This is a genomic window from Oryzobacter faecalis, from assembly GCF_046764005.1.
Classification (GTDB): domain Bacteria; phylum Actinomycetota; class Actinomycetes; order Actinomycetales; family Dermatophilaceae; genus Oryzobacter; species Oryzobacter faecalis.
In genome coordinates, this window is the sequence record NZ_JBKOFW010000001.1 from 245113 (window position 1) to 265053 (window position 19941).

The window sequence follows — 19941 nt, forward strand, 5'->3', positions numbered from 1 at the left end:
GACATGACCCGCAGACCCCTGACCGTCGCCGCGGCGGCGGCCGCCGTCACGCTCGTCCTGTCCGCGTGCGGTGGGTCCGACCCCGAGCCCGCGCCCTCGAGCGCCCCGTCCAGGGCCGCGGCCCCGACGACGTCGCCGTCGCCCTCGGAGCCGGCGGACGGGGACGGCCCGCTCTACGTCGCGCTCGGCGACTCCCTCGCTGCGGGCTACCAGCCGGGCGGGTCCGAGCTGCGCGACTCCGCCTACCCGGCCCTGGCGGCCAACCGGCTCGAGGGCGACGGCGTCGACCTGCGCCTGGAGAACCTCGGCTGCTCCGGCGAGACGACGACCTCCCTCCTCGAGGGCGGGAAGTGCGACTTCGCCGAGGGCACGCAGATCGAGCAGGCCGAGAAGGTGCTGGCCGACGCGAAGGGCGAGGTCGGCCTCGTCACCATCGACATCGGCGGCAACGACCTCCTCGCCTGCGTCCGCGGTGGGGCCTCGATCGACACCGCGTGCGTCGACAAGGGTGTCGCCACGGTGCGCAAGAACCTCCCGACGATCCTCGACCGCCTCACGGCGGCCGCCGGGGGCGACGTGCCCGTCCTCGTCATCGGCTACTACAACCCGTGGGTCGCCGCGAAGGCCATCGACCAGCCGATCCAGGGCGTCGAGGAGGCCGCGGAGGGCTACGCCGCCCTCAGCGCCGCCATCGAGAAGGCCGCCAAGGGGGCCGGCGCGCGGTTCGTCGGGCTCGACGAGGCGTTCGCCACGAACGACACGACGCCCACGACCATCGGGGGACGCACGGTGCCCGAGAACGCGGCCCGCGTCTGCACCCTGACCAACCTCTGCACGGCGCGCGACATCCACTTCTCCGACGAGGGTGCGGCCACCGTCGCCCGCGTGGTCGCGCAGGCGGCGACCGAGGCCGGCGTCACCGGCTGAGGGGGCGCTGTGGCGCCGGGGCTTCCCAGCACCTCGGTGCGGCCCTAGGGTCCGGGGATCGGCTCGATCGGGAGGTCACCCATGCACCGTCGCACCTGGCCCGCACCCTGGCTCGCGGCGGTCGCCGCGCTCGTCCTCACGGGGGTGCTGGCCGGCCCCGCGCACGCCGAGCCCGCACCCCAGGGGGTGGACCGGGCGACCGGCTGGTACCTCGCCCTCGGTGACTCGCTGGCCGCCGGCTACCAGCCCGACCGCGGCGACGACCCCACCGGCGGCTACGTGGGGGGCGTCCTCGACGCGGTCCGCGCGGCCACGCCGAAGACGACCCTCGTCAACATCGCGTGCAGCGGTGAGACGGCCGTGACGATGGTCGAGGGTGGCCGGTGCGCCTACGAGGAGGGCACCCAGCTGGCCCAGGCGCTGGAGTTCCTCGGGGCCCACGGCCGCTTCACCCGCGTCGTGACGATCGACATCGGCGCCAACGACGTCCAACGGTGCGTCAGCCGCGACCCCGTGGCGATCGACCTCCCCTGCGTCCAGCGCGGGCTGGCCGACGTGCAGCGCATCCTCCCCGCCGTGCTGGCGCAGCTGCGCGCCGCCGCCCCCGGCGCGCGGGTCGTCGTGGCGAACTACTACAACCCGTTCCTCGCCGCCTACCTCACCGGGCCCGCGGGCCAGGCGCTCGCGGCGCAGTCGGCCGTCCTCCAGGCGACGCTCAACGCCGTCATCGGCGCGGCGGCCGCCGCGGCGGGCGCCGAGGTCGCCGACGTCGCCACCGCCTTCCGCAGCACCGACACCACCCCGGTCACGGTGCCGGGGCTGGGCACCGTGCCACGCAACGTCGCGACCATCTGCGCCTGGACGTGGATGTGCACGCGCAACGACATCCATGCGAACGACACCGGCTACGCCGTGATGGCGACCGCGGTCGTGGCCCGCCTCTGAACGCCCGTACCCCGCACACCCCGCACCCTCCGCACCCCCCGCACGCCCCGCGAACGTGGGTGAAGATCGTCGCCAGGCCGACGGTCTTCACCCACGTTCGCGCCGATCTGGGATGCGCCACCGCCGTCCAGGCCCGGCGAGGGCGGCCCTAGGCTGGCGGTCATGCGCATCGCGAGGTTCACCACGGGTGAGGACCCGACCTACGGGCTCGTCGACGGGTCGGGGGAGAAGATCGCCGAGATCACCGGCGACCCGCTCTACCAGCGGATCGAGCTCACCGGCACGGTCCACGAGGTCGAGGACGTCCGCCTCCTCGCCCCCGTCATCCCGCGCAGCAAGGTCATCGGCATCGGGCGCAACTACGCCGACCACGCGGCCGAGATGGGCGGTGAGGCACCCGAGGAGCCGCTGATGTTCCTCGTCCCCAACACCGCCGTCATCGGCCCCGGCGACCCGGTCGTCATGCCGCCGCAGAGCGCTGAGGTCCACTACGAGGGCGAGCTGGCCGTCGTCATCGGGCGGATGTGCAAGGACGTCGAGCCGGAGGACGCCCTCGGCGTCGTGTTCGGCTACACCGTCGCCAACGACGTCACGGCCCGCGACCTCCAGCGCAGCGACGGCCAGTGGGCGCGCGCCAAGGGCTTCGACACCTTCTGCCCGCTCGGCCCGTGGATCGAGACCGACCTCGACCCGGGCGCGCAGCACCTGACGACGCGGCTCGACGGCGAGGTCGTCCAGGACGCCCCGACCTCGGACATGGTCCACGGCACGGCGGAGCTCATCAGCCACGCGTCCAAGGCGTTCACGCTCCTGCCCGGCGACGTCATCCTCACCGGCACGCCTGCCGGCGTCGGCGCGGTCCGGCCCGGCCAGCGGGTCGAGGTCGAGGTCGACGGCATCGGCACCCTGTCCAACCCCTTCGTCCGCCACTGAACCCGGACCGGCGGTCGGCGTCGGCCGGCGCGCCACCCGTCACTAGGCTGGCCCCACCATGAGCGACTCCACCGGCACCGGCAGCACCCCCGAAACGACCCTCGAGAAGCCGGGGGAGGGCCTGCCCGGCGCCGTGCGGCTGCGCGTCGCGCCGTCGCCCACCGGCGACCCGCACGTCGGCACGGCGTACATGTCGCTGTTCAACCTCGCGTTCGCGCGCCAGCAGGGTGGCCGGTTCGTCCTGCGCATCGAGGACACCGACCGCGCGCGGTTCCGCGCCGACTCCGAGCAGCAGGTCTTCGACACCCTCCACTGGCTCGGGCTCACCTGGGACGAGGGGCCCGACGTCGGCGGCCCCTGTGCCCCCTACCGCCAGAGCGAGCGACTCGACACCTACCGCCCCTACGTCGAGCGGCTCCTCGCCGAGGGCAGGGCGTACCACTGCTGGTGCTCCACCGAGCGGCTCGCCGCGATGCGCGAGGAGCAGCAGCGGCTCAAGCAGCCCACCGGGTACGACCGCCTCTGCGTCGGGCGGACCGAGGACGAGCGCCGCGCCCTCCCCGGGTTCTCCGAGACCCCCGTCGTGCGGATGCTCATCCCCGATGACGCGCCGCTCGTCTTCGACGACCTCATCCGCGGGCGGGTCTCGGCGCCGCGGCCGGACGACCAGGTCATCCTCAAGGCCGACGGCTTCCCCACCTACCACCTCGCCGTCGTCGTCGACGACCACGAGATGGGCATCACCCACGTCGTGCGCGGCGAGGAGTGGATCTCCTCGACCCCGAAGCACGTGCTGCTCTACCAGTGGCTCGGCCTCGAGCCGCCGCGGTTCGCGCACATGCCGCTCCTGCGCAACACCGACAAGTCGAAGATCTCCAAGCGGAAGAACCCCGCCGCCCGGCTGACGTGGTTCCGCGAGGAGGGCTACCTCCCCGAGGCGCTCGTCAACTTCCTGGCGCTGCTGGCCTACCCACCGGCCGAGGGCGCCGAGGGCGAGGACGTCGAGGTGTTCACGCCGGAGGAGTTCTCCGCGCGGTTCTCGTGGTCGGAGGTCAACCCGGTCGGCCCGATCTTCGACCTCAAGAAGCTCGACTGGCTCAACGGCGTCCACATCCGGCGCCTCGAGGTCGACGACCTCGCCTCGCGCCTGCTGCCCTTCCTCGTCGCCGACGGCGTCCTCCCCGAGTCGCCCTCGCTCGGCGAGCTGGCCCGGCTGCGCGCGGTCACCGAGCTGATCCAGACCCGGATGGCGCACCTCACCGAGGCCACCGACCTCGTGGCGCCCTTCTACGTCCCGGACGACGCGGTCGAGGTGGCCGACGACGCCCGGGCCCAGCTCACGGAGGACGCCGCGCAGGTGCTCGACGCCGCCGCCGAGGCGCTCGGGGCCCTGCCCGACGAGCACTCCGGCGTCCTGGGCTCACAGGCGTCGTGGACGGCCGGGCCCATCGAGGCGGCCCTGCGCGCGGCGGTCGTCGACGGGCTCGGCATCAAGCCGAAGTTCGCGTTCGGCCCGCTCCGGACCGCCGTGTCCGGGCGCCGGGTCTCACCGCCCCTCTTCGAGTCGATGGAGATCCTCGGCAAGACCGCGACCCTGACCCGCCTCGCGACCCTGCGCGCCACCCTGTGACGGTCGCCGACGTGACGGCCCGCGCGTGGGCCGGGGTCGAGGGGGTCCTCCTCGACGCCGACGACACCCTCTACGACACCCGCGCGGCGATGCACGCGGCCGGGGCGGAGGCCGCGGCCTCGCTGTGGCCCGACGCCGACCCCGAGCGGGTGGCCCGGGCGGGTGTGCGGTTCCGCGACGACCCCGAGGGCCACTTCGCCGCCTACACGCGCGGTGAGCTGGAGTTCGCCGAGATGCGCCGGGCCCGGATCGCCGAGCTGGCGACCTGGCTCGAGCAGGACGTCACCGACGACCTCTGGGACAGGTTCGAGGCGGCCTACGAGCCGGCCTTCCACGGGGCGCTCGTCGCGTTCGACGACGTCCGCCCGGTGCTCGACGCGCTCCACCGCGACGGGGTGCGGGTCGGCATCCTCACGAACTCGTCCTCGGCCTACACGGCGACCAAGCTCGAGGCCGCGGGACTCGACGGGCTCTTCGACGTCGTGTGCAGCACCGACACCCTGGGCGTCGGCAAGCCCGACGCCCGCGCCTTCCACGAGGCCTGCCGCCGCCTCGGCACCGACCCCGCGCGCACCGGCTACGTCGGCGACGAGGCGCGCACCGACCCGCTCGGCGCGGACGACGCGGGGATGCCCGCGGCGTGGCTCGTGCGCGACGACGCCCCGACCGCGGGGCCCGGCGCCGAGGTGCTCGCGCGCGGCATCCCCGTCCTGCACTCGCTGGCCGAGGTCGTCGCCCTCCGCGATTTGGGACGCGGGGGAGGGGCTGGGTAGTATCTCCACTCGGTTCGCCGCTCGGCGCCCGCCCCCGGCGGAGTCGGACGGCATACCCCATGGGGTATGGTGTAATTGGCAACACTGGTGATTCTGGTTCATCCGTTCTAGGTTCGAGTCCTGGTACCCCAGCCATCGCGACCGGCGCCCGCCGCCGGAGCGATTCGGAGAAATCCCGCCCGTTCGGTAAGGTTCTTCTCCGTTGCCCGGCCGCTGAGAAGCAGCCCGGCAACAGCCACACGGCCCCGTTGTGTAGTGGCCTAGCACGCCGCCCTCTCAAGGCGGTAGCGCGGGTTCGAATCCCGTCGGGGCTACATCGGTCGAAGGCCCGGTCCACCAGGACCGGGCCTTCGTCGTGTCCCGGTCCTTGACCCGTCCCTGTGCGTTCGCCATGATCGGGCCCCCGGCGCGACGGCGCGCCCACGGCCCTGGAGGACCAGTGGACTCCGCTCTCGTCTCCGTCGGACTGCCCCTCGCCCTCGCGGTCATCATGTTCGGCCTCGGCCTGGCACTGACCCCCGACGACTTCCGTCGGGTCGCTCGGCACCCGAAGGCGGTCGCGGTCATCCTCGCCTGCCAGGTCGTCCTGCTCCCCGTCATCGGGTTCGCCCTCGCCGAGCTCTTCGGGCTCGCGCCCGAGCTGGCGGTGGGCCTGCTGCTGCTGGCCGCCTCGCCCGGCGGGACGACGGCCAACCTGTTCAGCCACCTCTTCCGCGGGGACGTCGCCCTCAACATCACCCTCACGGCCGTCAACTCCGTGCTCGCGCTCGTGACCCTGCCGGTCGTCGTCAACCTCGCGATCGCGCGCTACCTCGACGAGGGCTCCGGGATCGGGATGCAGGTGAGCAAGCTGCTCCAGGTGTTCGCGGTCGTCCTCGTCCCGGTGGCCATCGGCATGCTGGTCCGCTCTCGCGCACCGAGGTTCGCCGCTGCCGCCGACCGCCCGGTGCGCGTCGCCTCCGCCGTGCTGCTCTTCCTCGTCGTCGTCGGCGCGATCCTCGGGGAGGAGAACGTCGGCGAGTACTTCGCCCAGGTCGGCCTCGTGACGACGCTGTTCTGCGCCCTGTCGCTCGCGGTCGGGTTCTTCCTGCCGCGGCTGCTCGGGCTCACGCCGCCCCAGTGCGTGGCGAGCGGGTTCGAGATCGGCATCCACAACTCGACGCTGGCGATCGCGGTGGCGCTCACCGTCCTCGGCAACACGACGATGGGCGTCCCGCCGGCGGTGTACGGCATCGTCATGTTCCCGGTCGCCGCGCTGTTCGGCCTCGCCCTGCGGCGCAGCGGGCTCCTCGACCGCGACGCCTCGCCCACGTCCGCCCGGGCGGCCACCCCCTGATCCCGCGCCCCCCGCGCCCCCTGACCCCCTCGCCCCCGCGTCCCCCTGACCCCCTCGTCCCCGCGCCCTCCGCGCCCCTGAACCCTCACCCCCGTGCCTCCATCGTGACCTACCGCCTGGTCAGTGCTGTGATCACGACCCTGACCAGGCGGTAGGTCGCGACGTGCAGGGCCCCGGCTCAGGGGCGGGTGGCGCTCTCGGCCTCCTGGGCGAGGCGCCGCAGCACGACGAGGACGGGGTCGACGAGCACGGTGCCGAGCACGACCGTGCGCATCGCCTCCTCGGCCGAGCGGGCACGCCCCGCGACGTCGAGGTCGACGCGCGCCACGGCGCGCATCGCCTCGGCGTAGCGGAGGAGGTCCTCGTCAGGCAGCTCGACGCCCGCGGCGCGGGCGCGCACGACCGCCTCCGAGAGGCGCCGGACGACGGGCACGCAGTCCTCGACGCCCCAGCCGAGTGCGGCGACGACGGCGGTGACCGCCGGGTCGGGGGGCGTGGCGTCCTGGGCCTCGGCTGGTCCGACGAGGGTGCCGTGCGCGACCCCGAGCAGCTCGTGACGCGACGGGGGCGGGCTGTCGAGGGCCTCGAGGATGCGGTGCACACCGGCGATGCCGACCCCGCCGTGCTCGACGAGGGCCCGGACGAGGTGCACCCGGGTGAGGTGCTCGGGCCCGTAGTCGGCGCGCGTGCGGCTCACCGGGACGCCGGGCATGAGCAGCCCCTCGCGCAGGTAGTACTTGAGCGTGTGCACGGGGACCCCGCTCACCTCGGCGAGCTCCGAGATCCGCATTCGGCTCCTCCTTGACATCGGATAGTGCCACTATCCATGATGGTGGCATCAGGCAGCAACACTATCCAACGGAGGCGTCATGGACCGGGTCACCCACGCGTACGACGGGCCGCTCGCCCTCTTCCTCATCGGGGTGCGGATCCACCAGCCGTGGAAGGTCCGCACCGTGCGACGGGCCTCGGCGCCGATGGCGGGGATGATCGCCGAGCTCGAGCGCAACAGGGCCGCGGCAGAGCGGGGCGAGGAGGAGCACCTCGGCTACCTCGGCAGCCGGACGACCATCGACCTCGGTGGGCCCACCGTCATCCAGTGGTGGCGCAGCGTCGAGGACATCTACGCCTACGCGAACTCCGACTCGCTGCGGCACCGGCCGGCGTGGCTGGAGTTCTACAAGGCCGCCAAGGACGACCCCGGGGCCGTGACCATCTGGCACGAGACGTACACCGTCCCGGCCGGCGCGGTGGAGAGCATCTACTCGGGCCCGCGCCCGTTCGGGCTCGCCCGCCTCGCGGGCGTCGTCCCGGTCCGGCGCCGCGGGGAGACCGCCCGCGAGCGGATGGCCCAGCACCGCCCCGGCTGACCCCGGGCCGGCGCGGTCACGCGGAGGCGCGCAGGCTCGCGGCCCACGAGCAGACGCGGGCGTCGAGCTCGGGGTCGCCGGTGGCCGCGTGGACGAGCCAGGCGTCCCCGAGGTCGGTGGGCGTCGGCCAGCGGTTCTCCCACGTGACGAGCCGCTCGGCGAGGAGGTCGAAGACGTCGTCGCACAGCGAGGGCGCGAAGACGGTCACCGGCAGTGCCGACCGGGTGAGGGCCGCAGCCCGTCGGGCTGCCGTCGGCCCGCCGCCGACGACGATGGCGCGGCGCCCCGACCGCGGGAACCCGAGCAGCCGGGTCCGGTCCCGGACCGCGACGCGTTGGGCGGGGGTCAGGGACATGGCGGCTCCTCTGCGCGGCATCCGGTGGGGCTGTCCGCAGACTGCCCCCACCGTGTTGCCACCGCCGTTCCCGGATGTGAACTCCGTGTTGCATCGCCGTCGCCGTCGCCGGCGCCGGCGCCCGCTCTCGCTCCCGCGAACGTGGGTGACAACCGTCGCCCCACCGACGATCTTCACCCACGTTCGCGGGGTCCCTTCGGGCCGGTGACGGGGTGCGCGCACGGCGCCCGGCGTCAGGCGTTGTTCTGCGCCTCCTGCTGGGCCGCGTGACGGGCCAGCACCTCGGTCAGCTTGTTCGCGCCGGCGATGACGGTCGCGGCGTGGAGCCGGCCGGGCTGGCGCGAGAGGCGCTCGATGGGTCCGGAGATCGACACGGCGGCGATGACCCGGCCCGAGGGGGAGCGGACCGGGGCCGACACCGACGCGACCCCGGGCTCGCGCTCGCCGACGCTCTGCGCCCAGCCGCGGCGGCGGACCCCGGACAGCGCGGTCGCCGTGAAGGCGGCGCCCTGGAGGCCGCGGTGCAGCCGGTCGGGCTCCTCCCACGCGAGGAGCACCTGGGCGGCCGACCCGGCGCGCATCGACAGCGTCGCGCCGACGGGGATGGAGTCGCGCAGGCCGACGGGCCGCTCGGCCGCCGAGACGCACACGCGGTACTCGCCCTGGCGGCGGAAGAGCTGGGCGCTCTCGTTCGTGTGGTCGCGCAGCGCGCCGAGCACGGGCCCGGCGGCGGCGAGGAGGCGGTCCTCGCCGGCCGCGGCCGCGAGCTCGCCGAGGCGCGGCCCGAGGACGAACCGGCCCTGGAGGTCGCGGGTCACGAGGCGGTGGTGCTCGAGCGCGACGGCCAGGCGGTGGGCGGTCGGGCGGGCCAGGCCGGTGGCCGTGACGAGCTGTGCGAGGGTCGACGGTCCGGCCTCGAGGGCACTGAGGACGATGGCCGCCTTGTCGAGGACGCCGACCCCGGAAGTGTTGTCCATGTCTTGATATTAGCGTCCCAAACGATGAGACGCACATCCATCGACCTCCCAACGGTGCAAACCTCGACGGAGGCGATGGCGCGGTGTGCGCCGTCCTGCCGTTGACCAGAACGCGCGCCCTCGGGGCCAGCGCGACCGTGGAGGTGTCGAGGATGGCCGGAACGCTGGCCGAGAAGGTGTGGGAGTCGCACGTCGTGCGACGTGGGGACGGGGAGCCGGACCTGCTCTACATCGACCTCCACCTCCTCCACGAGGTGACGAGCCCGCAGGCCTTCGACGGCCTCCGGCTCGCCGGGCGACCGGTGCGCCGCACCGACCTCACCCTCGCCACCGAGGACCACAACGTCCCCACCACGCCGGGACCCATCACCGACCCCGTGAGCCGCACCCAGGTCGAGACCCTGCGCCGCAACTGCGAGGAGTTCGGCGTGCGCCTCTACCCGATGGGGGACGTCGAGCAGGGCATCGTGCATGTCGTCGGCCCGCAGCTCGGGCTCACCCAGCCGGGCATGACGATCGTCTGCGGCGACAGCCACACCTCGACGCACGGTGCGTTCGGCGCGCTCGCGCTCGGCATCGGCACCTCCGAGGTCGAGCACGTCCTGGCGACCCAGACCCTGCCCCTGAAGCCGTTCCGCACGCTCGCGGTCACCGTCGACGGCGAGCTGTCCGAGGGTGTCACCGCGAAGGACATCGTCCTCGCCGTCATCGCGAAGATCGGCACCGGCGGCGGCCAGGGCCACGTCATCGAGTACCGCGGCAGCGCCATCCGTGCGCTGTCGATGGAGGCCCGGATGACGGTGTGCAACATGTCCATCGAGGCCGGCGCCCGGGCGGGGATGATCGCCCCCGACGAGACGACGTTCGCCTACCTCAAGGGCCGCGACCACGCGCCCACCGGCGCCGACTGGGACGCCGCAGTCGCCGCGTGGCGCGAGCTGCGCAGCGACGACGACGCCGTCTTCGACGAGGAGGTCGTCCTCGACGCCGCCACCCTGACGCCCTTCGTCACGTGGGGGACCAACCCCGGCCAGGGCTCTCCCCTCGGCGAGGCCGTGCCCGACCCCGAGCTCATGGGCGACGAGAACGACAAGGTCGCCGCTCGCCGCGCCCTCGAGTACATGGGCCTGACGGCCGGCACCCCGCTGCGCGAGGTCCACGTCGACACCGTCTTCGTCGGGTCGTGCACCAACGGGCGCATCGAGGACCTCCGCGCCGCCGCCGAGGTCATCAAGGGCCGCAAGGTCGCCGAGGGCGTGCGGATGCTCGTCGTGCCCGGGTCGGCGCGGGTGCGGCTGCAGGCCGAGGGCGAGGGGCTGGACAAGGTCTTCACCGAGGCGGGGGCCGAGTGGCGCCTGCCCGGCTGCTCGATGTGCCTCGGGATGAACCCCGACCAGCTCGCGCCGGGGGAGCGCAGCGCGTCGACGTCGAACCGCAACTTCGAGGGCCGCCAGGGCAAGGGCGGCCGCACGCACCTCGTCAGCCCGCTCGTCGCCGCGGCCACCGCGGTGCGCGGGACGCTGTCGAGCCCCGCGGACCTCGAGCCCGTGCGCGAGGAGGAGCTCGTCTGATGGAGAAGTTCACCAGCCACACCGGACTCGGGGTCCCGCTGCGCCGCAGCAACGTCGACACCGACCAGATCATCCCGGCGGTCTACCTCAAGCGGGTGACGCGCACGGGGTTCGAGGACGGCCTGTTCGCCGCCTGGCGCGCCGACGAGACCTTCGTCCTCAACGACCCCCGGTACGCGGCCGGGTCCGTCCTCGTGGCCGGCCCCGACTTCGGCACCGGCTCCTCGCGCGAGCACGCCGTCTGGGCGCTCATGGACTACGGCTTCCGGGTCGTCATCTCCTCGCGCTTCGCCGACATCTTCCGCGGCAACAGCGGCAAGGGCGGGCTCCTCACCGCGCAGTGCGCCCAGGACGACGTCGAGCTGCTGTGGAAGCTGCTCGAGAACGAGCCCGGGACGTCGGTCACGGTCGACCTCGAGTCGCGCACGGTGACGGCCGGCGACCTCGTGGCCCCGTTCGAGGTCGACGACTACACGCGGTGGCGCCTCCTCGAGGGGCTCGACGACATCAGCCTGACGCTGCGTCACGCCGACACCATCACCGAGTACGAGTCGACGCGGCCCTCCTGGAAGCCCAGGGTCGACGCCTGACACCACCAGAACCGTTCTGCGACAGCGGATCTCGACTCCGGTCGGGGTCCGCTGTCGTTGTCTCTGCGCGCCGCGGAGGCCCTGCGGAGCACCGAAAGGCTGTGTGCCACAGCAGAAAACACGCCGACGCAATGGTGGACTCACGGCGCGAGCAGTTCTAGCGTCAGTGGCAAGTCCCGGTGTCCGCCGGGTACGCCACCGTCGTCGGGCCCTCCCGGCGCCAGTCACGAGTGGGAGTGGATCCACGGTGAACAAGGCAGATCTCGTCAAGGAGCTGGAGAAGCGACTCGGCAGCCGCAGGGCGGCGACCGAGTCCCTGGAGGCCGTTCTCGACACCATCGTCCGTGAGGTCGTGCGTGGGGGGAAGGTCTCGATCACCGGCTTCGGCACGTTCGACCGCGTCGAGCGCGCGGCCCGGACGGGTCGCAACCCGCACACCGGTACGTCGGTGAAGATCCCCAAGTCGAAGGCGCCCCGCTTCCGGGCCGGCACCTCGTTCAAGTCGTACGTGAAGAAGCCGAGCGGCCTGCCGAAGTCGGCGCCAGCCACGGGTCGCGCCGCTGCCGGGACGGCCGCGGCCGCAGCCGCCGCTCCGGTCAAGGCCGCCAAGAAGGTCGCGTCGACGGCCAGGAGGGCCGCGGCCACGACGGCGAAGGCCGCTGCGGCCCCTGCCAAGGCAGCCGCCAAGAAGGCACCCGCCAAGACGGCGGCCAGGAAGGCCCCGGCGAAGGCCGCACCCGCGAGGAAGGCCCCGGCGAAGGCAGCCGCCACGAAGGCCGCGCCGGCGAAGAGGGCTCCCGCCAAGAAGGCACCCGCCAAGACGGCGGCCAGGAAGGCCCCGGCGAAGGCCGCACCCGCGAAGAAGGCCCCGGCGAAGGCAGCCGCCACGAAGGCCGCGCCGGCGAAGAAGGCTCCCGCCAAGAAGGCCCCGGCCAAGGCCGCGGCCAGGACGGCCGCCCAGAAGGCCCCGGCGAAGGCCGCACCCGCCAAGAAGGCCCCGGCCAAGAAGGCCACGGCCAGGAAGTCGGCGCGCTGACGCGCGTCGTCGAGCAGCACGACCCCGCGGCGGTGTCCGGCCCAGGCCGGCGCCGCCGCGGCGCGCGCGGTGACTAGCGGATCGTCTCCCCGGGGCCGATCCCGACGATCCATACCCGCGTCGCAGCCCGTCCGGCCTCGTCGAGCTCGACGCTGACGCGCTGGCCGACCCGTAGGTGCCGCAGCCCGCTCGCCTCTGCCGCGCCCGGGGGCACGACGACCTCGACGCCGTCGTCGAGGAGGGCGGCGCCGGACCCGTCGTCCTCGACCCGGTGGATGGTGGCCTGCACGCCGGGAAGGGTAGCGCGCCCCAGCGCCGCACGGGTCGCCGCGCCGAGGCCGAGCAGGGTCGCCCGGGCGAGCGACGCCGCGTCGTCGACGTCGGTGCGCAGCCCAGGGACGTCGAGGTGGAGGACGGTGTGGCCCATCCCCGCGTGGGCGCCGGCGCTCCCGGGGCCGAACGCCGTGGGTCCCGGCGTCGTCGCGGACCGCATCGTGAGCAGGGCGGTCCCGGTCCCGTCCAGGTCGGGGAGGACGGCCCGCCCGTGCCCATCGGCGGCGGCGAGGGCGGTGTCGACCTCCTCGGCCCGCAGGGCGGGGTGGTCGCCGAGGACGACGGCCACGTCGCGCGGCCCCGCGGCCACTGCTGCGGAGACCCCCGCCGCGACCGCCGCGTCGAGCCCGCCGGAGGGGTCGTCCACGACCTGCGCGCCGGTCCCCGACGCCCAGGTGGCGACCTCGGCATCACCGGTGACGACGAGGACGTCCCCCACGGCACCGGACGCGAGGAGGGCGGCGACCGTGTCACGCGCGAACGCGTCGGCGAGCACCTCGCGGGTGCCCATCGGCAGGTCGAGGCGGCTCTTCGCCAGCGGGCCGCCCCGGACCGGGACGACCACGGCCCAGCCGGGCCCGTGTTCACGCACGGGGTGATCCTCGCAACTGCACGTGGCACGCTCGACATCGACCCACCCGCGGACCACAATGCGGTGACCCCGACCCCTCGGAAGGCAGCGCGTGACGACCCCCACGGACCACTCCCGGCCCCCCGCCTACCGGTTCGCCGTCGCCGTCCTCCGGCCGCTCCTCATGCTCTTCACGACCCGGCAGTGGACCGGTGCCGAGAACCTGCCCCGCGAAGGCGGGTTCGTCGCGGTGACCAACCACTACTCGCACCTGGACCCGCTCGTCTTCGGGCACTACCTCGTCGACCACGGCTACGCCCCGCGCTACCTCGGCAAGATCGAGGTCTTCCGCGTGCCGGTCGTCGGGGCCGTCCTGCGCGGCGCCGACCAGATCCCGGTCCACCGCGAGACAGGCCGGGCCTCGGACGCCTTCCGCTCTGCCGTCGCCGCCGTCCGGGCGGGCAAGACCGTCGCGATCTACCCCGAGGGCACCCTGACCCGCGACCCCGGGCTGTGGCCGATGCGGGGCAAGACCGGCGCCGCCCGGGTGGCCCTCGAGACGCGCTGCCCCGTCGTGCCGATCGCCACGTGGGGCGCCGCCGACGTCCTCGCGCCGTACTCGAAGCGGCTGCGCCTCCTCCCGCGCAAGCGGATGACGGTCCACGCGGGCGTACCGGTCGACCTCACCGACCTGTACGACCGGCCCATCTCCGCCGAGGTCCTCACCGAGGCGACGTCCCGGATCATGGCTGCCCTGACCCACGAGCTCGAGGCCATCCGGGGCGAGCGCGCCCCGGCGGCCCGCTTCGACCCGCGCCGCCACGGCATCACGAGCACCGGCAAGCCCCGACCCCTCGAGGAGGCCTCATGACGACGGCGGCGGTCTACGGCACGGGCAGCTGGGGCACCGCGTTCGCCTCGGTGCTGGCGGATGCCGGCACGACCGTGACGATGTGGGGCCGGCGCCCCGAGGTCGTCGCCCAGATCAACGCCGGCTGCAACGAGGACTACCTCCCCGAGCTGCGCCTGCCCTCGACCGTGCGCGCCACGAGCGACCCGGCGGAGGCCGCTGCTGGCGCCGACGTCGTCGTCCTCGCCGTCCCGTCGCAGACGCTGCGCGACAACCTCGGTGCGTGGGGGTCGGCCCTGCCCCGCGACGCCGCGGTCGTGTCGCTGATGAAGGGCGTGGAGCTCGGGACCACGAAGCGGATGTCCGAGGTCATCGCCGAGGTGGGCGGGGTCGAGCCGGACCGGATCGCCGTCGTCTCGGGGCCGAACCTCGCGCGCGAGATCGCCGTCAAGCAGCCGGCCGCCTCGACCGTGGCGTGCTCGAGCGCGGAGATGGCCGAGCGGGTGGCAGCCGCGTGCGCCGCCCCCTACTTCCGGCCCTACACGACCGGCGACGTCGTCGGCACCGAGATCGCCGGAGCCGTGAAGAACGTCATCGCCCTCGCTGTCGGCATGGCCGAGGGGCTGGGGATGGGCGACAACTCCAAGGCGTCGATCATCACCCGCGGGCTCGCCGAGACGATGCGGCTCGGGATGGCGCTGGGCGGGGAGGCCGCGACCTTCGCCGGCCTGGCCGGGGTCGGTGACCTCATCGCCACGTGCATGTCGCCGCTGTCGCGCAACCACTCGTTCGGGGTGCGGCTCGGCCAGGGGATGGCGGTCTCCGAGGTCGTCGCGGTGACCAAGCAGACGGCCGAGGGCGTGAAGTCGTGCACGTCGATCCTCGAGCTGGCCCGCAAGCACGACGTCGACGTGCCGATCATCGAGCAGGTCGACGCGATGATCCAGCACGACCGCACGACCCAGGAGGTCGTCACCGCGCTGCTGTCGCGGCCCCGCAAGGCCGAGACGGCCTGACGCCATCCCACTGCAGCGGTCGAGTGGCCACGACACGCTGACGAACCGTCCCGTTCATCAGCGTGTCGTGGCCACTCGATGGCGCAGGGCTCGTCACAGGACGCTGCGCAGCGCCTGGTCGAGGTCGCGCCAGAGGTCGTCGACGTCCTCGATGCCGACCGACAGCCGGATGAGGTTCTCCGGGACCGCCAGCGGCTCGGTGGGGATGCGCCGGCGCCGCTCGAGCTGGCTCTCGACGCCGCCCAGGCTCGTCGAGTGGACCCAGACGCGGGTGGCGTCGGCTGCCCGCTCGGCCGCGTCGGCGCCGCCCGCGACCTCGACGGAGACGATGGCACCCCAGCCGGGATGACGGACCCGCTCGACGGCGGGGTGCGCGCGCAGCCGCTCGGCGAGGACGGCCGCGGAGGCCTGGGCGCGCTCGACCCGCAGGTGGAGCGTGCGCAGGCCGCGCAGGGCCAGCCACACCTCGAGCGGCCCGGCGATCGCGCCGTGGAGGACGCGGTGGGTGAGGAGGCGCTCGCGGAGGGCGCGGCCGGCGTCGGTGGGGGCGGTGACGGTGGCCCCGAGGACGACGTCGCTGTGGCCGGAGAGGTACTTCGTCACCGAGTGCACGACGAGGTCCGCGCCGTCCTCGAGGGGGCGCTGCAGCAGTGGGGTGGCGAAGGTGTTGTCGACGACCGAGAGGACGCCGCGCTCTCGGGCCGCCCCGAGGACCGCCGGGAGGTCGGCGACCTCGAGGAGGGGGTTCGTCGGCGACTCCAGCCACACCAGGGACGCGCCGTCGAGCGCGGTGACGACCGCGCCGGTGTCGGTGACGTCGACCCGGCGCACCTCGACCTCACCCGCCGCCTCGCGCGCCGCGAGCGTGGAGACGACGCCGTTGTACGCCGAGTCGGGCGCGACGACGACCCCGCCGTGCGGGACGAGGGAGAGGGACGCGGCGACCGCCGCCATCCCGGAGGCGAAGACGAGCGCGTCGCCGCCCTCGAGGGAGCCCAGGGCGGTCTCGAAGGCGGTCCACGTCGGGTTGGCCGTGCGGGCGTAGACGGCGTCGCCGCCTGCGCGGTAGGTGGAGGTGAGGACGAGCGGGGCGCCGACCTGCGCTCCCGGTGCGTCCTCGCGGCCGAGGGCCACGACGCGGGTGGCAGGGGCGAGAGGGTCCTGCGGGGCGGGGGAGTCGGTCACGCGGTCAGGGTAGGCCGTGGGGGCGCACGCGGTGGCCGGCGTCCGGGGTACCGCCGGGTAGGGTCGTCCGCGATGAGTGACAGCCCCACCGACAAGGTCCGGATCGCCCTCGTGTTCGGCGGTCGGTCGTCCGAGCACGCCGTGTCCTGCGCGACGGCGGCGAGCGTCCTCGAGGCACTCGACCGCGACCGGTACGAGGTCGTGCCGGTCGGCATCGCCCGGGACGGCCACTGGGTCCTCGCGCCCGACGACCCCGCTGCCCTGCGCCTCACCGCCGAGCACGTGCCGGAGGTCTCGACGACGGCGGCCTCGGTCATCGTCCCGACGTCGGCCACGGACCGCACCCTCGTCGTCCACGAGCCGGGCTCGCCGCCGCGCAGCCTCGGCGAGGTCGACGTCGTCTTCCCGCTCCTCCACGGCCCCTTCGGCGAGGACGGCACGATCCAGGGTCTGCTCGACCTCGCTGACGTGCGCTACGTCGGGTCCGGCGTCACCGCCTCCGCGGCGATGATGGACAAGCACGTCATGAAGGTGCTCCTCGCCTCGGCCGGGCTGCCGGTGGGGCCGTACGTCGTCATCACCGACAAGGAGTGGCAGCGCGACAGGGCCGCGGCGATGGACGCCGTGCACGGGCTGTCGTGGCCGGTGTTCGTCAAGCCGGCACGGGCCGGGTCGAGCATGGGGATCACGCGCGTGACCGACGCCTCCGGTCTGGAGGCCGCGATCGAGGCCGCGCGCGAGCACGACCCCAAGGTCGTCGTCGAGGCGGCGGTCTTCGGTCGCGAGATCGAGTGCGGCGTCCTCGAGGGGCGCGGCACCGACGCCCCCCGCACGAGCGAGCTGGGCGAGTGCATCGTCGTGCAGAACCACGACTTCTACGACTTCGAGGCCAAGTACCTGGCCGCCGACGACGTCCGGCTCGAGTGCCCGGCCGACGTGCCGGAGGAGACCGCCGCGCTCATCCGCTGCATGGCGGCGCAGGCGTTCGACGTGGCGGGCTGCGAGGGCCTGGCGCGGGTCGACTTCTTCCTCACCGAGGACGGCGACGTCGTCGTCAACGAGCTCAACACGATGCCGGGCTTCACCCCCAGCTCGATGTACCCGCGGATGTGGGCCGCGACGGGGCTCGCCTATCCCGAGCTCATCGACGAGCTCGTCGGGCTCGCGCTCGCCCGCCGCACCGGCCTGCGCTGAGTCCCAGCTTTCCCGCCTGGTGCCGGAACCTTCGGTGGGGCACCCCGAACTTCGGGGTGCCCCACCGAACCTTCTGGCATGAGGCGGGAAAGCTGGGGCGCGGGAGGGTCAGCGGCACCGGAGGCCGTTGGGCGGGAGGGTGCGCACGGCCTCGGAGAACGCCGGGAGCAGCAGGCCGCCGGGAGCGTGGTCGCGCGGGACGAGCACCTCGATCGCCGGCTCGGTGCCGAACGAGGTGAAGCGGGTCCCGTCGGACAGCGGCGTCGGGATCCAGCCCACGCCGTCGACCTCCAGGCACTCGGTCTCGGTCGGCGCCGGCGCGGCGACGCCGCAGCGGGCGATGACCGGTGGGTCGCCCCAGGCGGCGACGGCGGGGTTCGAGGGGGAGGTGTCGCGGCGCTCCATCCCGGAGAGCTCGCTCGGCCAGAGGATGCCCGCGGTGGCGCAGACCGGGCTCGACCCGCGGCCCGGGACCGTCACCTCGACCCCGGAGGAGCAGGCCGACAGCGCGACGGCGGCCGCGCCGAGCGCGACCGCCGTCGTGAGGCTTCGGGGTGTCCGGATCAGACGTGGACCACCGTGCAGGTGAGGGTCCGGGTGATGCCCTCGACGTCCTGGATCTTCGCGATGACGAGCTTGCCGAGCTCGTCGACCGTCGGCGCCTCGACGCGCGCGATGACGTCGTAGGGGCCGGTGACGTCCTCGGCCAGCGCCACGCCCTCGATGCCGGCGATCGCCTGGGCCACCGTCGCCGCACGGCCGACGTCGGTCTGGATCAGGATGTAGGCCTGTACCACTGTGCTGCCACCTCTTCGTGTGGGGATCGGGGCCGGCTGGGCGGTCCCGGGGTCGGGGGCGCCCGTCGTGACCGGCGCGCTGCAGACGCTACCGTGCCGGTGGTCCCCACGTCTCGGGAGGGTTGGTCCGATGCGCCTGCGCGATCTCAGCGAGGCCGAGCTGTTGGCCCGGGTGTTCCCGGTGTACGCCGCGGCGACCCCGCCGGCCTGGGGTTCGGTGCCCGTGGGCCCCGGCGACGACGCCGCCGTCGTGGGCGCGCCGTCGGGCACCGTCGTCGCCACGACCGACTCGATGGTGCGCGGGCGCGACTGGCGCGACGAGTGGTCGAGCGCCCACGACGTCGGGGTCAAGATGGCGACGCAGAACCTCGCCGACGTCGCCGCGATGGGGGCCGCACCGACCGGGTTGCTCGTCTCGCTGGTCGCCGACCCCGAGCTCGACGTCGACTGGGCCGTCGGGCTGTCGCGGGGGATCGCGTCCGTGGCTGCCGCCGCGTCGGCTCCCGTCGTCGGCGGCGACCTGTCCTCCGGACCGCCCGGCGTGGTCGTCGTCTCCGTGACCGCGCTCGGGGACCTGCGCGGGCGTCCTCCCGTGCTGCGGTCGGGGGCCCGCGTGGGCGACGTCGTCGCGGCGTGCGGGTCCCTGGGGCTGTCCGGGGGCGGGCTCGCCCTGTACCTGGCCGGAGAGGTCGATCCCGACGGGGCCGGGTGGACCGGCGTCCTCGACGACCGCTCGCTCGCCGTCCGTGCGCTGATGCGGCACCACCGCGCCCCCGTGGCGCCGTGGGGGGTCGGGCCCGAGGCGGCCGAGGCTGGCGCGCACGCCCTCGTCGACGTCTCCGACGGGCTCGTCACCGACGTCGGCCGCATCGCCTCCGCGAGCGGGGTGTCCGTGGACCTGTCCGGGGCGGTGCTGCGGTCGCGGTACGCCTCCGGGGCCCTGACGGTGGCGCTCGGGGCGGAGGAGGCGCTGCGCCAGGTGCTCGCCGGCGGCGAGGAGCACGCCCTCGTGGGGTGCTTCGCCGGCGAGTCCTCGCTGCCCCCCGGCGGCGAGGAGCCGTGGCATGTCATCGGGCGGGTCGTCGAGGCGGGCGAGGACGGCCCGCGTGTCACGGTCGACGGCGTCGTCCCGAACGCCCCGGGGTGGGACCACTTCGCGGGTCACCCCTGACCGCGTGCGGCCCGGGACACGCTCGGGGTCCGTCCGGTCGAGGTGTCCCGCCGGTGCCGGATGCCGCTCGACCACCTCGACCCCCTCGACCCAGTGGCGGACAGACGGAACGGGCGGCCTCCGCGAGGGAGGCCGCCCGTTCCGGGGTGCGTCAGGGGGTCAGCGCTTGACCTTGCCCGCCTTGAGGCAGGAGGTGCAGACGTTGAGTCGCTTCGGGGTCACACCGGCGTCGCCGACCAGTGCCTTGACGCGCTGGATGTTCGGGTTCCAGCGGCGCTTGGTCCGGCGGTGGGAGTGCGAGACACTGTGCCCGAAACCGGGGCCCTTGCCGCAGACGTCGCAGTTGGCAGCCACGGGTGATCTCCTACGAAAGTTCTGAAC

22 protein-coding genes and 2 tRNA genes are annotated in these 19941 nt (G+C 74.1%); 16 read left to right on the plus strand and 8 right to left on the minus strand.

Annotation, left to right across the window (positions count from 1 at the left end; translation table 11 throughout):
* The first annotated feature begins 3 nt into the window (after positions 1–3).
* The 8 genes from ACK8HX_RS01155 to ACK8HX_RS01190 all read left to right on the plus strand — a co-directional run bounded on the left by ACK8HX_RS01155 (position 4) and on the right by ACK8HX_RS01190 (position 6544).
* Positions 4–927 (plus strand): SGNH/GDSL hydrolase family protein, encoded by a 924-nt coding sequence (locus tag ACK8HX_RS01155; protein WP_411938809.1) that lies wholly within the window; start codon positions 4–6, stop codon positions 925–927.
* Between the two features lie 81 nt (positions 928–1008).
* Complete coding sequence (locus tag ACK8HX_RS01160; protein WP_411938810.1) at positions 1009–1872, plus strand: SGNH/GDSL hydrolase family protein; 864 nt, start codon at positions 1009–1011, stop codon at positions 1870–1872.
* 162 nt (positions 1873–2034) lie between these two features.
* Entirely contained in the window at positions 2035–2805 is a 771-nt protein-coding gene (locus ACK8HX_RS01165; protein WP_411938811.1) for a fumarylacetoacetate hydrolase family protein, read from the plus strand.
* A 58-nt stretch (positions 2806–2863) separates the two neighbouring features.
* Positions 2864–4435, plus strand: coding sequence for a glutamate--tRNA ligase (gltX, locus tag ACK8HX_RS01170; RefSeq protein WP_411938812.1), 1572 nt, complete (start codon positions 2864–2866; stop codon positions 4433–4435).
* An 11-nt stretch (positions 4436–4446) separates the two neighbouring features.
* Entirely contained in the window at positions 4447–5208 is a 762-nt protein-coding gene (locus ACK8HX_RS01175) for an HAD family hydrolase (protein ID WP_411938813.1), read from the plus strand.
* Positions 5209–5268: 60 nt separating this feature from the next.
* Positions 5269–5343 (plus strand) — tRNA-Gln (locus tag ACK8HX_RS01180).
* Between the two features lie 106 nt (positions 5344–5449).
* A tRNA-Glu gene (locus ACK8HX_RS01185) sits at positions 5450–5522 on the plus strand.
* A gap of 125 nt (positions 5523–5647) precedes the next feature.
* Entirely contained in the window at positions 5648–6544 is an 897-nt protein-coding gene (locus ACK8HX_RS01190) for a bile acid:sodium symporter family protein (RefSeq protein ID WP_411938814.1), read from the plus strand.
* A gap of 178 nt (positions 6545–6722) precedes the next feature.
* Here the strand turns inward: ACK8HX_RS01190 and ACK8HX_RS01195 are convergent, their stop codons facing one another.
* On the minus strand, positions 6723–7334 hold the full coding sequence (locus ACK8HX_RS01195; RefSeq protein WP_411938815.1) for a MerR family transcriptional regulator: 612 nt from the start codon (positions 7332–7334) through the stop codon (positions 6723–6725).
* A 79-nt stretch (positions 7335–7413) separates the two neighbouring features.
* Between ACK8HX_RS01195 and ACK8HX_RS01200 the strand changes: the two genes are divergently transcribed.
* Positions 7414–7914, plus strand: coding sequence for a monooxygenase family protein (locus tag ACK8HX_RS01200; protein ID WP_411938816.1), 501 nt, complete (start codon positions 7414–7416; stop codon positions 7912–7914).
* A gap of 16 nt (positions 7915–7930) precedes the next feature.
* On the opposite strand, the gene ACK8HX_RS01205 is transcribed toward ACK8HX_RS01200, so the two are convergent.
* The gene (locus ACK8HX_RS01205; protein ID WP_411938817.1) at positions 7931–8269 is read right to left on the minus strand and encodes an NAD(P)-dependent oxidoreductase; all 339 of its coding nucleotides are present in this window, start codon (positions 8267–8269) and stop codon (positions 7931–7933) included.
* A 233-nt stretch (positions 8270–8502) separates the two neighbouring features.
* Positions 8503–9246, minus strand: coding sequence for an IclR family transcriptional regulator (locus tag ACK8HX_RS01210; RefSeq protein ID WP_411938818.1), 744 nt, complete (start codon positions 9244–9246; stop codon positions 8503–8505).
* Positions 9247–9398: 152 nt separating this feature from the next.
* Between ACK8HX_RS01210 and leuC the strand changes: the two genes are divergently transcribed.
* From leuC to ACK8HX_RS01225, 3 genes are all read left to right on the plus strand, one after another.
* Positions 9399–10817, plus strand: a complete 1419-nt coding sequence (gene leuC, locus ACK8HX_RS01215) for a 3-isopropylmalate dehydratase large subunit (RefSeq protein WP_411938819.1) — start codon at positions 9399–9401, stop codon at positions 10815–10817.
* Positions 10817–11407, plus strand: coding sequence for a 3-isopropylmalate dehydratase small subunit (gene leuD / locus ACK8HX_RS01220; protein WP_411938820.1), 591 nt, complete (start codon positions 10817–10819; stop codon positions 11405–11407). Before leuC ends, leuD begins: the two co-directional genes overlap by 1 nt.
* Positions 11408–11654: 247 nt before the next feature.
* A complete protein-coding gene (locus ACK8HX_RS01225; protein WP_411938821.1) occupies positions 11655–12443 on the plus strand; it encodes an HU family DNA-binding protein in 789 nt (262 codons plus the stop codon).
* Positions 12444–12516: 73 nt separating this feature from the next.
* Here ACK8HX_RS01225 and cofC read toward each other — a convergent pair whose 3' ends face one another.
* On the minus strand, positions 12517–13368 hold the full coding sequence (gene cofC / locus ACK8HX_RS01230) for a 2-phospho-L-lactate guanylyltransferase (protein ID WP_411938822.1): 852 nt from the start codon (positions 13366–13368) through the stop codon (positions 12517–12519).
* 91 nt (positions 13369–13459) lie between these two features.
* Between cofC and ACK8HX_RS01235 the strand changes: the two genes are divergently transcribed.
* Entirely contained in the window at positions 13460–14218 is a 759-nt protein-coding gene (locus tag ACK8HX_RS01235; protein ID WP_411938823.1) for a lysophospholipid acyltransferase family protein, read from the plus strand.
* Positions 14215–15213, plus strand: coding sequence for an NAD(P)H-dependent glycerol-3-phosphate dehydrogenase (locus tag ACK8HX_RS01240; protein ID WP_411938824.1), 999 nt, complete (start codon positions 14215–14217; stop codon positions 15211–15213). The genes ACK8HX_RS01235 and ACK8HX_RS01240 overlap by 4 nt, the downstream gene beginning before the upstream one ends.
* 93 nt (positions 15214–15306) lie before the next feature.
* On the opposite strand, the gene ACK8HX_RS01245 is transcribed toward ACK8HX_RS01240, so the two are convergent.
* The gene (locus ACK8HX_RS01245) at positions 15307–16398 is read right to left on the minus strand and encodes a trans-sulfuration enzyme family protein (protein WP_411938825.1); all 1092 of its coding nucleotides are present in this window, start codon (positions 16396–16398) and stop codon (positions 15307–15309) included.
* A gap of 72 nt (positions 16399–16470) precedes the next feature.
* Here ACK8HX_RS01245 and ACK8HX_RS01250 point away from each other — a divergent pair, with 72 nt between their 5' ends.
* Positions 16471–17592: a D-alanine--D-alanine ligase family protein gene (locus ACK8HX_RS01250; RefSeq protein WP_411938826.1), complete on the plus strand. Its 1122-nt coding sequence runs from the start codon at positions 16471–16473 to the stop codon at positions 17590–17592.
* 108 nt (positions 17593–17700) lie between these two features.
* Here ACK8HX_RS01250 and ACK8HX_RS01255 read toward each other — a convergent pair whose 3' ends face one another.
* Both ACK8HX_RS01255 and ACK8HX_RS01260 read right to left on the minus strand, forming a co-directional pair.
* Complete coding sequence (locus tag ACK8HX_RS01255) at positions 17701–18177, minus strand: DUF3515 family protein (RefSeq protein ID WP_411939331.1); 477 nt, start codon at positions 18175–18177, stop codon at positions 17701–17703.
* Entirely contained in the window at positions 18156–18389 is a 234-nt protein-coding gene (locus ACK8HX_RS01260; protein WP_411938827.1) for an Lrp/AsnC family transcriptional regulator, read from the minus strand. The genes ACK8HX_RS01255 and ACK8HX_RS01260 overlap by 22 nt, the downstream gene beginning before the upstream one ends.
* Before the next feature lie 130 nt (positions 18390–18519).
* On the opposite strand from ACK8HX_RS01260, the gene thiL reads away from it, so the two are divergent.
* Positions 18520–19560 (plus strand): thiamine-phosphate kinase, encoded by a 1041-nt coding sequence (gene thiL, locus ACK8HX_RS01265; protein WP_411938828.1) that lies wholly within the window; start codon positions 18520–18522, stop codon positions 19558–19560.
* A gap of 159 nt (positions 19561–19719) precedes the next feature.
* Here thiL and rpmB read toward each other — a convergent pair whose 3' ends face one another.
* Positions 19720–19914, minus strand: coding sequence for a 50S ribosomal protein L28 (rpmB, locus tag ACK8HX_RS01270; protein WP_392542636.1), 195 nt, complete (start codon positions 19912–19914; stop codon positions 19720–19722).
* Positions 19915–19941 lie beyond the last annotated feature (27 nt).